Genomic DNA, 12,832 nt, shown 5'->3' with positions numbered 1-12,832 from the left:
ATAGCCATTTTATAAATAACCTTGTTATAAGTTTTAGTTTAAAAGACCTATTGCAACAATAATATGTATAAAATAACTTCTTCAATATTGATAATTATAGTGGATATTGGTATTATAGTTATGTATTTAAATTATATTAGGAGGAAATAAATTGCAACACCTTAATATAAAAATAGCTAACTTTGAGGGTCCCTTCGATCTTCTACTACATCTTATTAAAAAAAATGAGATGGATATATATGATATTAAGATATATGACATAACTAATCAATATTTAGACTACATAAATGAAATGAAGGAATTAGATTTAGATATAACCTCAGAATTTATAGTTATGGCAGCAACTCTTTTAGAAATTAAGTCAAAAATGCTATTACCTAAGGATAAAGATAGCGTAGAAGATGAAGAAGATGAGGATCCAAGAAAGATTCTTATGGAAAAGCTTATAGAGTATAAGAAATTTAAAAAAGCCGCTGAATATTTAGGCATAAAAAAAGGTGATGCTGGCTTTGTTTTCTCAAAAAAACCTGAAATAATTGAAGATAAAAGAAATGTTTCTAATGATGAGTTATTAAAAAATATTTCTATGCTTGATTTATATAATTTATATAATGATTTAATAAATAGATATAATAATAAACGAAATACAGCTAATGTAATTTCTAAGGAAATACCCATTGATAAGTATAAAATTGAAGATAAAATTAAATTTTTAAAAGAAAGACTAAATAAAATCGGTGCCACAAGATTTTCAGATCTTATGATGGAATGTGAGTGTAAGATAGAAATAGTAGTTACATTTTTAGCTCTACTTGAACTTATAAAAGAAAAAAATATAAAGGTAGTTCAAGAAAATAATTTTGATAAAATATATATTGAAAGGATATTGGACATTAATGGATATTAAGGCCACTCAATATGAGTTTGAAGAAGTTTCAAAAAAAAATATTTATATGTCTGCTCTAGAATCCTTACTTTTTGTGAGTGGAGAACCTTTAAAGTTAAAGGATATAGCTAGTATGATAGAATGTAGTATTTCATATACTAAAGAAATTATTCAAGAATTAAATAAAGAATATAATAAAGAATTACGTGGAATAAAGCTTGTTCAAATAAATGATTCTTACCAGTTAGTAACTAAACCTGAAAATAGTGATTTTATACAAAAGATATTAAAAACTAATGTGAGACAATCCCTATCTCAAGCAGCTCTGGAGACCTTAGCTATAATAGCATATAAGCAACCTATAACAAGAGTAGATATAGATGAGATAAGAGGGGTTAAAAGTGAAAGTGCAGTACAAAAGCTTTTAGAAAGAAATATAATAAAAGAAATAGGGAGATTAGATGTTATAGGAAGACCTATATTATATGGAACTACTGAGGAATTCCTAAAACAATTTGATATGGAAACATTAAAGGAGCTTCCTAGTTTAGATGCTTTAATGGATGAAGAATCTACTATGGAAATATCTCTTTTAGGAGAAGAGAAGGAAGAACAGTAAACTACTGTTCTTCGCAGGAACTCTTCTTTTTTTTAGTTATGGATGCAACCATATCAATAACTTGAGGAATAGTGTCTACGATTTTATCATAGGTATTGTCTTGATCTACAGATAAAACTCTTATGTTATCCTCTGTTATAATAAGAAAACCAACGGGTTTTACACATACTCCAGCACCAGATCCTCCTCCAAAAGGAGCCTTATTCACATTAGTATTAAATTTGGTTAAAAATTCACTTCCACCAGAAGCAAATCCAAAGGAAACCTTTGAAATTGGGATTATAGTTGTTCCTTCCTTTGTTAATACTGCTTCTCCAATAACAGTATTAACGTCTATCATATCTCTAAGATTTTCCATAGTGGATCTCATCAAACTTTCTAATGGGTGATTATCCATAATTAGACCTCCTTAAATTCTCTAGAATACTGTTTTTTAGATTTAATTTTTAAAAGTTCTTTTACTATAATGAAGAATACATATATAATTTTTCCAATAGTTACATGAATTATACTTTTAACTTCTAAATCTATAATATTCTCTTCAAAATGAGACTCTATATTAAACTTGTAAGAAGAAATATTAAAAATATTAGATAAAACTGCATAAAATACTGGACTTAGATTATATAAGCCTCCATAGGCTAGTGCAAGGTTATAAGGATCTTTAAAGCCTAATTTTAAATCAAAGCTAAAAGATAAAGTAATGTTTAAATCTATGGAATAAATTTTTTGTAATATTTCTTTTATTTGTGGCAAAGATATATTTGAAGGTTTATTTTGTTTTTTATTTTGTTTTTTAGTTGATTTTTTACATGGATCCTTTGGAAAACTTAAAACTTTGAACCTATATAAATTTACATATATCTTATTTTCTTTTAAGTAAAGTGTTATTTTTATAGGAAAAGGAATAAATAAAATTATAAAAATGATAAATAAAATAAAAAATATCATAGATATACCTCCCTCTATAGTATTGACTTCAAAAACTCAATTATACTTTAAAGGAGGAGTTAACATGAAAAAATTTATTTATATATTTATGTCTTTATGCTTATTTATAAATATTTTTTCAATACCTACTAGAGCTGTTGAAAAAAATAATAAGCTCAATGTAAATGCTAAATGTGCTATAGCAATAGATAGTAAAACTAGAAGAGTTTTATATGAAAAAAATAGCGACAAAATAGTACCTATGGCAAGTACAACAAAAATTATTACTGCTTTAGTAGCAATAAAATACGGTAATTTAGAGGATAAATTTATAATAAGCTCTAATGCAGCATCTATAAGGGGATCAAAGGTTGGATATAAGAAGAATGATGAAATATCCTTAAAAGAATTAATAGTTGGACTTATGTTTAAATCAGGTAATGATGCAGCTATAGCCATTGCAGAAGGTATAAGTGGATCTATAGAAGAATTCTGTAAGCTTATGAATGAATATGCCTTAGAAATAGGACTTATGGATTCGAATTTTGAATCACCTCATGGATTAGATAGTGGAAGACATTATTCAACATCTTATGATTTAGCTATAGCAACTGCAAAGGCTAAGGAGAACGATTTTTTTAATGAAATGGTAGGAAAAAAGGCGTATACTTCTAGGGATAATAATTTTACAAGGGACTATTCTAATATAAATAAGATTTTATGGCAAATTAAAGGAGCAAATGGAGTTAAAACTGGATATACAGGAGGGGCAGGAAAGTGCTTAGTTACCTCAGTAAATAATGGGCATAATGATGTAATAATGGTTGTATTAGACTGTCCAGGAAGGTGGACAGAAACAGAAAAGATTTTTAATTATGTAAAAGAGAACTATTATTATGAAAATATTAAAGATTTAAATTCTATGGATGAAGAAAGTGATATGTCAATATTTAATGAAGATATATATGTTCCTATAAAAAATGGAAGTAAGGGAATATTTAAATTAGATAAGAATAATAATATTGTAAATGATAATAAAGTTTTAGGGGATATAAAGGTTTTTGAAGATGAGGTGCTTATATATAAGCATATTATATATAAGTAATTCAGAATAAGAATATTACAAAGTTATATTTATAAGTTATCACAAAGAAACCCAGGAAGAAAGAGAATGGTATATTCTTTTTGCCTGGGTTTTCATTATCTTTTATAGCTTTATAAAAGATTTAGGAATAATTCCAGTTTTAATAGAGAAAGATTTAATTTTATCATTAAAGACTAAAGCATCATCTGCTTTTAGATAAAATATATTAAAATCTTCAAATTCTGATTCCTGTACAATATTTTTATTAAACAATTTATTAAATTCTAAAATATAGGTTTTATTTGACCTTGGAAGTTTTACTATAATTTCATTATAGAAATTCTTAGGAGATTCTACTATGGCACTATTATTAGAGAATTCTAGAAGTCTATTATTATGATTTATTATATCTAATAAATCACTATATACTGAACTAGCTGTTGGAAGCATACCAGCTCCTTTACCATAAAGATTTAAATCACCTACAGCATCTCCATAAAGATTTATAGTATTAAACTCATCTTCTACCTGAGAAATACTATTAGATAATGGAACAAACATTGGTTTTACACAGGCCATAACCTTATCATTTTCATAGCTACTTACAGCTAATAGTTTTATACAACAGTTTATAGACTTAGCGAATGTAAAATCTTCCTTTTTTAAATCTGATATACCTTCTATAAAAATATCATTCCATTTAATTAGTTTTTTGAAGGCTATGGTAGACAATATAGAAAGCTTTCTTGCAGAATCTAAACCTTCTACATCACTTGTAGGATCAGATTCTGCAAAACCTAAATCTTGAACTAGTTTTAATGCTTCATCATAATCCATATTTTCCTTATACATTTTAGTCAATATAAAGTTTGTAGTACCATTTAATATGGCAGTAATTTTTGAAATTTTATTTCCACAAAGACTCTCTATTAGTGGTTTTAAAATAGGAATTCCACCACCAACACTTGCCTCAAAATTTAAATAAACATGATTTTCTTTAGCAAGGGATATAAGTTCTCTTCCATGCTCTGCAATTAAGTCTTTATTTGCAGTTATAACATGTTTTTTATTTTTAAGTGCTTTTTTTACATATTCATAAGCAGGATGGATTCCTCCCATGACTTCAATAAAAATTTCAGAAGGACTATTAAATACCTGATCTATATCATCTGTTATTAAGTTAAAGTATTTTTTATTCTTATGTTTATCCTTATTTTTCACCAGTATAGATGAGATACTAGTGTCCTTTAAGTTATTTTTATCTAAAAGTTCCACAAGCCCTGTACCCACAGTGCCGTATCCTAATATAGCTATAGTTGACATTATAATTCCCCCATAAATTAATTATTAACATTGGATTAGATTTTAAATATAATATTAAAATTAAAACAAAAAAACCTTTGTAAGATGAGTTACAAAAGTTTATATAAAACAATCTCATCTTTCAGACTAAGTCTGCTGGATTTAGCACCTTAAATTTAATTCAGGTTGCCGGATTTCATAGGGCCAGTCCCTCCATCACTCTTGATAAGAAAAAATATTTAATTTTTTATATAATTATATAGCTACAGGAAAACCTTGTCAATATAATAAAATAGAAAAATTTTTAAAAGATGTTTGACATAAATTGAAAATTACATTAAAATGGAATCACATTGGATTTAGAATAAAAATATAATAAAGATCTTATCAAGAAAGGCGGAGGGACTGGCCCAAAGAAGCCTTGGCAACAGCATTTTATGCCTTGTGCCAAATCCAGCAGATTATATCCTGATAGATAAGAAGCAAGAGCTTATTAGCTCCTTTTATCTTTAAGGATAAGAGGAGCTTTTTTATCTTATGGCTAGGAGCTTTAACATCCCCATACTCTAAAAGGTGGGGGATAAAGCTCCTAGCCCCTAGATTAAATCATCTAACCTTCAGATGGTGTAAAGAACATCATCTGAAGTAAGATTCCTTCTATTTAGGATATTGACCTTTTAAATTAATTATATTTAAAACTAGGAGGTCAACAAAATGAAAAGTTACTGTATGAATTTATTGGAGGGAAATAGGAAATGTCATTAGTGTTAGATTTTTCTCTTCCCTATGTAGAAGAGTTAGTTAAAGATGGGTTTCAGCTTTATAATAAAACCTATGAGAATTATGATAAAAGAATACTTCTTATAAATTTAATGCCAAATAAAGAAGAAACAGAACTACAAATATTAAAATCCTTAGGTAAATCTAATTGTAGGATAAATATAGAGTATATATACACCAAAACTTATACACCTAAAAATGTAAAAGATGAATATTTAAAGAAATATTATATAACCTTTAAAGAGGCTATAAAGAAGAAGTTCCATGGGATAATAATCACAGGGGCTCCTGTTGAAACTTTAGATTATGAAAATAATTATTATTGGGGGGAACTAGTAGATATCTTTAATTATATAAGAAAAAATAATGAAAACTCTTTATATATATGCTATGGAGCTTCAGCAGCTTTATATCATTACTATGGAATAAATAAGTTTATTTCTAAAGAAAAAATATTTGGGGTTTTTAATCATGAAATACTAGTAAAATCATCTTATTTAAAAGGATTAGATAATAATTTTAAAGCTCCACATTCAAGATATTCCTATATTAAAGAAGAAGATATTAAAAAGATAAAAGACATTAAAATTATAAGTAAAAGTAGTAGTGGGGAAGTTTTTGCCTTGGAAGATAAGTTTAATAATCTCTTTATTTTAGGACATATGGAGTATGAGGAATATACTTTAAAAAAAGAATATTTAAGGGATAGAGAAAGGGGGATTTCCCCTTCTATTCCTAAAGATTATTTTGTAGATGATGATATAAATAAAGGAGTAAATTACTCTTGGGATAGAACTAAAAAAACTATTTTTAAAAATTGGTTAAATACCTTAAATTAGAATATGTTTTAAATTATAGAGGTTTTTAAAAATTCATTTAGAAATAATTATATATAAAACAATTTTATAGTTTAGGGGGAGAATTATGTATTTTGATAATGTAGGAAAAAGTAATACGGATAAAACTTTAGAATTAGCCTTAAGGACAGCAAAGGAAAGGGGAATAAAGCATATAGTTGTAGCCTCAACTTCTGGAGAAACTGCATTAAAATTAAGTAGAAATACTGATATTAATATTATTTGTGTTTCTCATGTTAATGGATTCAAAACTAAGGGTGTAAATAGTATGAATGAATCTATGAAAGAAGAATTAGAAGAAAATGGAGTAAGAGTTTTAACAACAACCCATGTTTTAAGTGGTGCTGAGAGAGGGCTTAGTAATAAGTTTGGGGGAATATCTCCAGTAGAGGTTATTGCCTACACTTTAAGGATGTTTGGTCAAGGTATTAAAGTATGTGTTGAAGTCTCAATTATGGCTTTAGACAGTGGACTTATTCCATATAATGAAAAGGTAATTGCAATAGGAGGGAGTGGCACTGGGGCAGATGCTGCTATAATTATACGCCCAAGTCATGCTTCATCTATACTTGAAACTAAAATAGATGAAATCATATGTAAGCCAATTGAAAAAAGAGAATAGTTAAATGCCATAGGATATTTAGTTAAGCTACTAATCCTTAGCCTTAAAATAAGCATAGGGTTTTAACCTAAACCCTATGCTTATTTATCAAAATCATAACACAGAATCACGTAAAGTAAACAGTTGAATTTTTAAGAATGTATGACCATTCAGATTCGTCTAAAAGATGGGTTATCAGCCTATAAGATAGCCAAAGAGATAAATATACCAATAATACTATTCTAAATGAAGTTTGACATGAAACTACTACCCAAATAAAACAAGGAAAGTATATTGAAACATACCTTGCTTATACTGGTAAAGCTGTATACGACAAAAATTGATTAAATTCTTATCTTACTTTTAAAACTTTTTGAAAAAGCACTAATTAATATCATAATGGTGTAATATTCCGTTTTATCCAAGAGGAAAGCATATATTTAAAGTATTTAAATCATAAATAAAAATTAGTTCAATTTGTTATTGTAATTTATCAAAATTTATATATTAATTAGTTTTACTATTTTTTTGCATTGCTTTTTTAAATCCAACCTTAAAACCATCAATAAATCTAGATACTACAAAATTTATAGACCTACCTACATATAAAAAAAGACTTATCAATTTCTTTTTCATAATACTCACCCCTTATTTTGTAAATATAATTATAACAATGAATTAATGGTACTACAATGCTTTACTTTAATATAAACTTTTTAGAAATGCATTATATCTCTTATTCCCATTCCTTCTTGGATTTACTTGTATTAAAATTTAGTTTGCAAATTTTCCCATTGATTTATATTAGGTCCTTCGTTTATCTTTTATTTCATTTAAATAACTATAGAACAATATATGATTTTAACTATAACATTTCATTTTTAAGATATATTAGGTAAATACATACTTTCATATATTTAATGAAATACTAGTATCTGTAAGTATGATATTAATTATTAGGAGGTTTTTATGTTTACTATAATGGCTATAAAACTTACCCCTAGAAACTCTTCTGCCCCAGAGGCTCAAGAAATCTTAACTAAGTATGGATGTATTATTCAAACAAGAATAGGCTTACATGAGGCATCTAAAGATATTTGTTCCCAGTCCGGTCTTATATTATTGAACCTTTTAAAAGATAAAGAGGATGATATCCATGGTTTAAATGAGGAACTAAATTCTATAGATGGGGTAACTGCTAAAATATTAAGTATATAAAAAATAAGTGTGGATAATGGAGGGAACTGAAAAACTTTTGGTTTTTCAGTTCCCTCGGATAATTCACACTTATTTTTTATATAAGTTTTTCATTAAATATATTCTCAAGATTTAATCTCTTAAGTTTATCTCTTATTTCATCTTTATTAGTTATATATAAATTATTTTCCTTCATTCTCTTAAAGTATTCAGCCCCTGCAAAGGTATATCTATTTTTCCTTCCTTCTGATGTGGACACTTTATAATTTGCATAGGATATTATATCTCCTATAGCTGTACTTCTAGGTAAAATTAGCATAGGCATTCCTAAGGTATATCTTACAGCGTTGTATCCTGCTAAGGTTCCTGTAGCTATTGCTTCTGTATGACCTACAAACAATCCTGACTTTTCTCCTCCAACAAATAGATTATCTAATCCTATAACCTTCATATCATCAGTTCTTGGTGATACTGCTAGATATCTTATGGAGTTACCTATTCCACCAGCATAAGGATCCACATATTTTGCTTTTTCTAGTCCTTTAATTTTTCTAAGCTTTTCTATAGGGTAGTAGGTGGTCATTAGCTTAGCATGTCCCGTATCCAGAAGGACTATATTTTCTGCGAATTCTTTCAATGCATATTGTTGACATACCTTTGATTTTAATTTATCTAAATTTATATCTTCTGGTGGAATTTTTAATACTACCACTCCGGTCTCATTAAGTTCTTTTACTATCTCCTCAGATAAGGTTTCTTTAGCTAATTTACAAGACCCACTAAAAGCTCCTAATTCATCCCCTTCTCTTTCTCCTTGGAAATCTTCAATCCCAGCTCTAGCACTTAGGCTCACTCTAGGACCAAAGGTTGGACATCTTAATATACACATAGAACATCCGTTTCCATATTTAAGACAATTACCCATAGGCCCAGTAGATCCTGTAGTTTCCACAAAAGCATCTGCTTCAATAAATTCACCAGTACTTAAATATACTCCTTTTATTTTGCTTCCTTCCTTTTCTACATCTGATATTCTAGATATAAATCTTATATTTATTCCAAGGGATTCTACATAAGATCTAACCTCTGGTTCTATAAGATTTACATCATATAGCCACGCATGCTTATGACCTGGAAATTCTATATTTTTATGACGAGATAAGGAATCAGTTATATTTATTAAATCTCCTGCACCAAGGGATATAAGCTCTTCAGAAGCAGTAAATCTTCCGTTATTTCTCATTATTCCGCCAACATTGCCAAGTCCTAAAATTAAGTCAGTTTTTTCAAATAGGGTAACATCTGCTCCAGCTTTTTTAGCTGAAATTGCTGCTGCGCACCCAGCCCAACCTCCTCCGATAACAACTATCTTCATATAAATCTTCTCCCTTCAAATACATTTTGAGGCTCACTTTGATATTTACATAGTCGTTTAACTCTTCTACCAGAATATCTAACAGTACAAGCTCCGCATACTCCTTCACCACAACACATCTTTGTATTATTAGAAGAAGACATTTTATATCCATGTCCTAAAAGTTTAATTAGCTTAAGAACTATAATATCTGCTCCATCACAATGAATTAAGTTAACCTTATTTTCATCTAAAAAGTTCTTTAAGGTAGAAATAAAGTCTTCTGTAAGCTCTCCTTTATCTAGTAAAGTACAGGGAATAACCTCACAGTTATATTGCTTTAAATACTTTTCTACAAATATAGAATTATAAGGAGATTTATCCATAAATATTGTAATCTTATTACCATTTCCATAAAGCTTTTTTATAACAGGAATCATAGGAGCCATTCCTATACCTTTGGCTATTATTACACTTACTCCTTCTCTAGCTGAATATATGTTTTTAAGACCAAAAACACCATTCCAGAAAGGTCCTCTTATCATAAGTTTTGAATTTTCATTAATACTGTTTATTATCTTTGTTTTTATTCCTCTTACTTCTATTGCTAACTTAATTATATTTTCTTCTAAATCCACGTCCATAACTGAAATTGGAGTATCGTAAAATTGAGTGGTAGATGGGCTACGTAAAAACACATAACTACCTGGGTGAAGCAAATCTTTGGCAAGTTTATGAGGAACAAGTATAGAAATTATTATCACATCTTCTTCGATAATATCTTTTTTTAATATTTGACATAAAAAACTCTTTCTTTGGGATTTGGGTTTATTTCCATTATCAAAATATTCCTTATAAATACAAACGCCTTTCCAATTAAGGCAATCACAGAAGGCTTTTCCATGAAGCTGAGAACAAATTATACATTCCCCAGCCTCAGCAAGATGACAAGGACAAAATTCTGTACCTGCATCTATACAATCTGCTATTTCGTATTTCATCTTCTAATCCACCCCTTTATAGTTAATAAATACCTATACTTATAAAATATTTACAAAGCTATTTTTTGCTACATATTATACTAAAGTTAATTTATAAAGATAAATTTACATAAGTTATTTACATCTTAGATTTGAGTAATTATAAGCATGTTTTTACTTAGTAATATATTTTATAATATTTATTTTAATAAAGTAGAAGATAATTAATTCTAGAAATACTTATATAGTAATTGAAATGATGTTGTATGAAGAAATAGAATAAATGAAAATTTTTAATAATTTTAAAGAGGAAGATATACACAGAAATAATATGGATAAATAATTTCTAAAAAGTATATATTTAGGAAAGTATTGTCCTACTGTTTACTCATTGTTATAATTATATATATAAATGGAGGTATTATTATGAAAAAGAAATTAGTAAGTATTTTTTTATGTGTAAGCTTGGCTTTAGGTCTTGTAGGATGTGGATTTATCGATGGCTTTAAAGATGGAGCTGGAAAAGCAAAACAAGAAAACAGGAAAACTAATTAATCTATGAATTTTTAGATGTAGGATATAAGAGATTTTAGTTATTAGACGGGTACATTATGAGTAGTATGATGTACCTATTTAGTAAAGAAAACAAGGAAAAGAGAAAATAACCCTTTGGTAGAAATATATTTATAAAAAAAGGCATTTACTATATGTAGGTGCTATTTTTTATATAAAACTATGTGATTTATACATAAAAGTAACATATTCCTCTTATAATAATTTATTTAAAACACTCTTTATACTAAGGGAAAGTAAACCCTATTAGAAGTGAAAATAAGTGAATATTAAACTAAAAGAAAAATACTATAAATAAATCACTAAGGATAAGACTGAGAATTTAGATATTTTAATATAAAAAATTGAAAGGATAAATTTTAACATTTATTATATAGTACATTTGTAAAATATAATAAAAAACTAATAAACCATTGAAATTACTAGGTTTTGTTATATTTATTAATAACATGAATTCCTTTATAACTATTCCTCACCAAAATATAGATAAAGTAATATACTAGAGTATACAGATACACATAAGATAAAAAGGAGGGAATTTTATGGGAAAGCATAGAAGATGTTGTAATAACGTATGTGTTGTTAACCCAGTTCCTTATAATCCAGGATGGAATACTCCATTTCCAGTTCAAAATAACTGCAATTTTGGATGCGGTGGTGGATGTGGAAATTGTGGTGGAGGATTCGGTGGAGGATTCAGCCCACTACTACTATTATTATTACTTGGCAGATGGTAGAATATTAACCCCTAAGGATTCCTTAGGGGTTTTCTTGATTTTTTATGTTACATAACCTTTGAGATAGATTTTATCATAGATAGTTCTTTTTCATTTTCTATAAGTTCTAGGGAATCATTTGTAAATTTATAAGCTTCAATATGAGAAGCATCATTTTCAGGGCACATTAAAACATAGTCATTTTTATTTATAAGTAGATGTTCTTTTACAGTGTAATTAACTAAATTTCCATTTTCATCTCTAAAGGAATAAATTTTATTTTTCATTTTTAACCCTCCTTTTTCTATAATTCTATAGTTATATTATGTATTTAAGATTTTTTTATTAGTGGATATATAAATTTTTTATTTTAGTCTTTTCCTTTTCTTTGTGGGCTGTGATATAATTTTTTATATTAATATAAAACTTAATAACTAGGGGTGGTAAAATGGATGAAAGAGACTTAAGGGACTTAAAATATGTGGATAAAAAACTAAAGGGTGGTAAAAACAATAGAGATATTAGAGATATGTATAAATCTAGTAAAGATAAGAAGGGATTTAAAATAGATATACCTGTTTCTAAGAACTTGGAGGGTGCAAAACAAAGGCATCTTATAAAAATAGCCATAGGATCTATATTTCTTATTTTGGGATATTTTTATACTCCTTTATTAATAGGTGCATTGGTTATAACTATTATGTTTTGGGTATCTAATCCTACTAAAAGAGATATGTACATATCCTCAGCATTAAAATTTCTTAAATATGGTGAGATTAAAAGGGCTACTATTTTTTATAATAAGGCTAAGGATATAAAAAATGGAGAAGATTTAAAAGAACTTTATGAAATAATAGGTAAGATAGAAAAGAGATATAATGATTATATGGAAATAGATACAGAAATAGATATAGAGAAATAATATAGGAGCAATAGGTCTACTTAATCACCTA

16 protein-coding genes, 1 pseudogene and 2 riboswitches are annotated in these 12,832 nt (G+C 27.6%); of the genes and pseudogenes, 10 read left to right on the top strand and 7 right to left on the bottom strand.

The annotated features are described in order from the left end of the window. Positions 1 to 151: 151 nt before the first annotated feature. Together BR69_RS0104725 and scpB are read left to right on the top strand one after the other, a co-directional pair. Positions 152 to 907: a segregation/condensation protein A gene (locus tag BR69_RS0104725; protein ID WP_034849356.1), complete on the top strand. Its 756-nt coding sequence runs from the start codon at positions 152 to 154 to the stop codon at positions 905 to 907. Then, a complete protein-coding gene (gene scpB, locus BR69_RS0104720; RefSeq protein ID WP_034849355.1) occupies positions 897 to 1,505 on the top strand; it encodes an SMC-Scp complex subunit ScpB in 609 nt (202 codons plus the stop codon). The genes BR69_RS0104725 and scpB overlap by 11 nt, the downstream gene beginning before the upstream one ends. 1 nt (position 1,506) lies before the next feature. On the opposite strand, the gene ytfJ is transcribed toward scpB, so the two are convergent. Both ytfJ and BR69_RS0104710 read right to left on the bottom strand, forming a co-directional pair. Continuing rightward, positions 1,507 to 1,902 carry a GerW family sporulation protein gene (gene ytfJ / locus BR69_RS19935; protein ID WP_034849353.1) on the bottom strand — a complete coding sequence of 132 codons (396 nt, stop codon included), beginning with the start codon at positions 1,900 to 1,902 and terminating at the stop codon, positions 1,507 to 1,509. Positions 1,903 to 1,904: 2 nt separating this feature from the next. Further along, positions 1,905 to 2,456 carry a DUF2953 domain-containing protein gene (locus tag BR69_RS0104710; protein ID WP_027632156.1) on the bottom strand — a complete coding sequence of 184 codons (552 nt, stop codon included), beginning with the start codon at positions 2,454 to 2,456 and terminating at the stop codon, positions 1,905 to 1,907. A 64-nt stretch (positions 2,457 to 2,520) separates the two neighbouring features. Here BR69_RS0104710 and BR69_RS0104705 point away from each other — a divergent pair, with 64 nt between their 5' ends. Continuing rightward, positions 2,521 to 3,540 (top strand): D-alanyl-D-alanine carboxypeptidase family protein, encoded by a 1,020-nt coding sequence (locus tag BR69_RS0104705; protein WP_027632155.1) that lies wholly within the window; start codon positions 2,521 to 2,523, stop codon positions 3,538 to 3,540. A gap of 102 nt (positions 3,541 to 3,642) precedes the next feature. Here BR69_RS0104705 and BR69_RS19930 read toward each other — a convergent pair whose 3' ends face one another. Further along, entirely contained in the window at positions 3,643 to 4,842 is a 1,200-nt protein-coding gene (locus tag BR69_RS19930) for a homoserine dehydrogenase (protein ID WP_051623490.1), read from the bottom strand. Positions 4,843 to 4,953: 111 nt separating this feature from the next. After that, a riboswitch (SAM riboswitch) is annotated at positions 4,954 to 5,053 on the bottom strand. 149 nt (positions 5,054 to 5,202) lie between these two features. After that, positions 5,203 to 5,303: riboswitch (SAM riboswitch) on the top strand. A 273-nt stretch (positions 5,304 to 5,576) separates the two neighbouring features. Between BR69_RS19930 and BR69_RS0104695 the strand changes: the two genes are divergently transcribed. The 3 genes and pseudogenes from BR69_RS0104695 to BR69_RS22135 form a co-directional block, all read left to right on the top strand. Further along, positions 5,577 to 6,440, top strand: a complete 864-nt coding sequence (locus BR69_RS0104695) for a homoserine O-acetyltransferase/O-succinyltransferase family protein (protein ID WP_027632154.1) — start codon at positions 5,577 to 5,579, stop codon at positions 6,438 to 6,440. 85 nt (positions 6,441 to 6,525) lie between these two features. Beyond that, complete coding sequence (locus BR69_RS0104690; RefSeq protein ID WP_027632153.1) at positions 6,526 to 7,080, top strand: pyruvate kinase alpha/beta domain-containing protein; 555 nt, start codon at positions 6,526 to 6,528, stop codon at positions 7,078 to 7,080. Positions 7,081 to 7,156: 76 nt separating this feature from the next. Next, positions 7,157 to 7,400: pseudogene (locus BR69_RS22135) on the top strand (helix-turn-helix domain-containing protein); the annotation flags it as partial. A 166-nt stretch (positions 7,401 to 7,566) separates the two neighbouring features. Here the strand turns inward: BR69_RS22135 and BR69_RS22270 are convergent. Then, positions 7,567 to 7,695, bottom strand: a complete 129-nt coding sequence (locus BR69_RS22270; RefSeq protein ID WP_278246081.1) for a hypothetical protein — start codon at positions 7,693 to 7,695, stop codon at positions 7,567 to 7,569. 333 nt (positions 7,696 to 8,028) lie between these two features. On the opposite strand from BR69_RS22270, the gene BR69_RS0104680 reads away from it, so the two are divergent. Continuing rightward, complete coding sequence (locus BR69_RS0104680) at positions 8,029 to 8,277, top strand: CPF_0552 family protein (protein WP_027632152.1); 249 nt, start codon at positions 8,029 to 8,031, stop codon at positions 8,275 to 8,277. 76 nt (positions 8,278 to 8,353) lie between these two features. Here BR69_RS0104680 and BR69_RS0104675 read toward each other — a convergent pair whose 3' ends face one another. Both BR69_RS0104675 and BR69_RS0104670 read right to left on the bottom strand, forming a co-directional pair. After that, a complete protein-coding gene (locus BR69_RS0104675) occupies positions 8,354 to 9,631 on the bottom strand; it encodes an FAD-dependent oxidoreductase (protein WP_027632151.1) in 1,278 nt (425 codons plus the stop codon). Next, positions 9,628 to 10,611: a sulfide/dihydroorotate dehydrogenase-like FAD/NAD-binding protein gene (locus BR69_RS0104670; protein WP_027632150.1), complete on the bottom strand. Its 984-nt coding sequence runs from the start codon at positions 10,609 to 10,611 to the stop codon at positions 9,628 to 9,630. Before BR69_RS0104670 ends, BR69_RS0104675 begins: the two co-directional genes overlap by 4 nt. 405 nt (positions 10,612 to 11,016) lie before the next feature. On the opposite strand from BR69_RS0104670, the gene BR69_RS22265 reads away from it, so the two are divergent. Both BR69_RS22265 and BR69_RS19925 read left to right on the top strand, forming a co-directional pair. Continuing rightward, positions 11,017 to 11,145, top strand: a complete 129-nt coding sequence (locus tag BR69_RS22265; RefSeq protein ID WP_278246080.1) for a hypothetical protein — start codon at positions 11,017 to 11,019, stop codon at positions 11,143 to 11,145. Between the two features lie 560 nt (positions 11,146 to 11,705). Next, the gene (locus tag BR69_RS19925) at positions 11,706 to 11,900 is read left to right on the top strand and encodes a hypothetical protein (RefSeq protein WP_034849352.1); all 195 of its coding nucleotides are present in this window, start codon (positions 11,706 to 11,708) and stop codon (positions 11,898 to 11,900) included. 47 nt (positions 11,901 to 11,947) lie between these two features. On the opposite strand, the gene BR69_RS0104655 is transcribed toward BR69_RS19925, so the two are convergent. Continuing rightward, entirely contained in the window at positions 11,948 to 12,166 is a 219-nt protein-coding gene (locus BR69_RS0104655) for a DUF1292 domain-containing protein (RefSeq protein WP_027632149.1), read from the bottom strand. 161 nt (positions 12,167 to 12,327) lie between these two features. Between BR69_RS0104655 and BR69_RS0104650 the strand changes: the two genes are divergently transcribed. Further along, complete coding sequence (locus tag BR69_RS0104650; protein WP_027632148.1) at positions 12,328 to 12,801, top strand: hypothetical protein; 474 nt, start codon at positions 12,328 to 12,330, stop codon at positions 12,799 to 12,801. Positions 12,802 to 12,832 lie beyond the last annotated feature (31 nt).

Origin of the sequence: Clostridium hydrogeniformans DSM 21757, from assembly GCF_000686705.1 — a bacterium.
In the GTDB taxonomy this organism is placed as follows: Bacteria; Bacillota; Clostridia; order Clostridiales; family Clostridiaceae; genus Clostridium_Z; species Clostridium_Z hydrogeniformans.
Note: the sequence above shows the minus strand (reverse complement) of the source record. Positions and strands in the feature narration are given on the sequence as shown.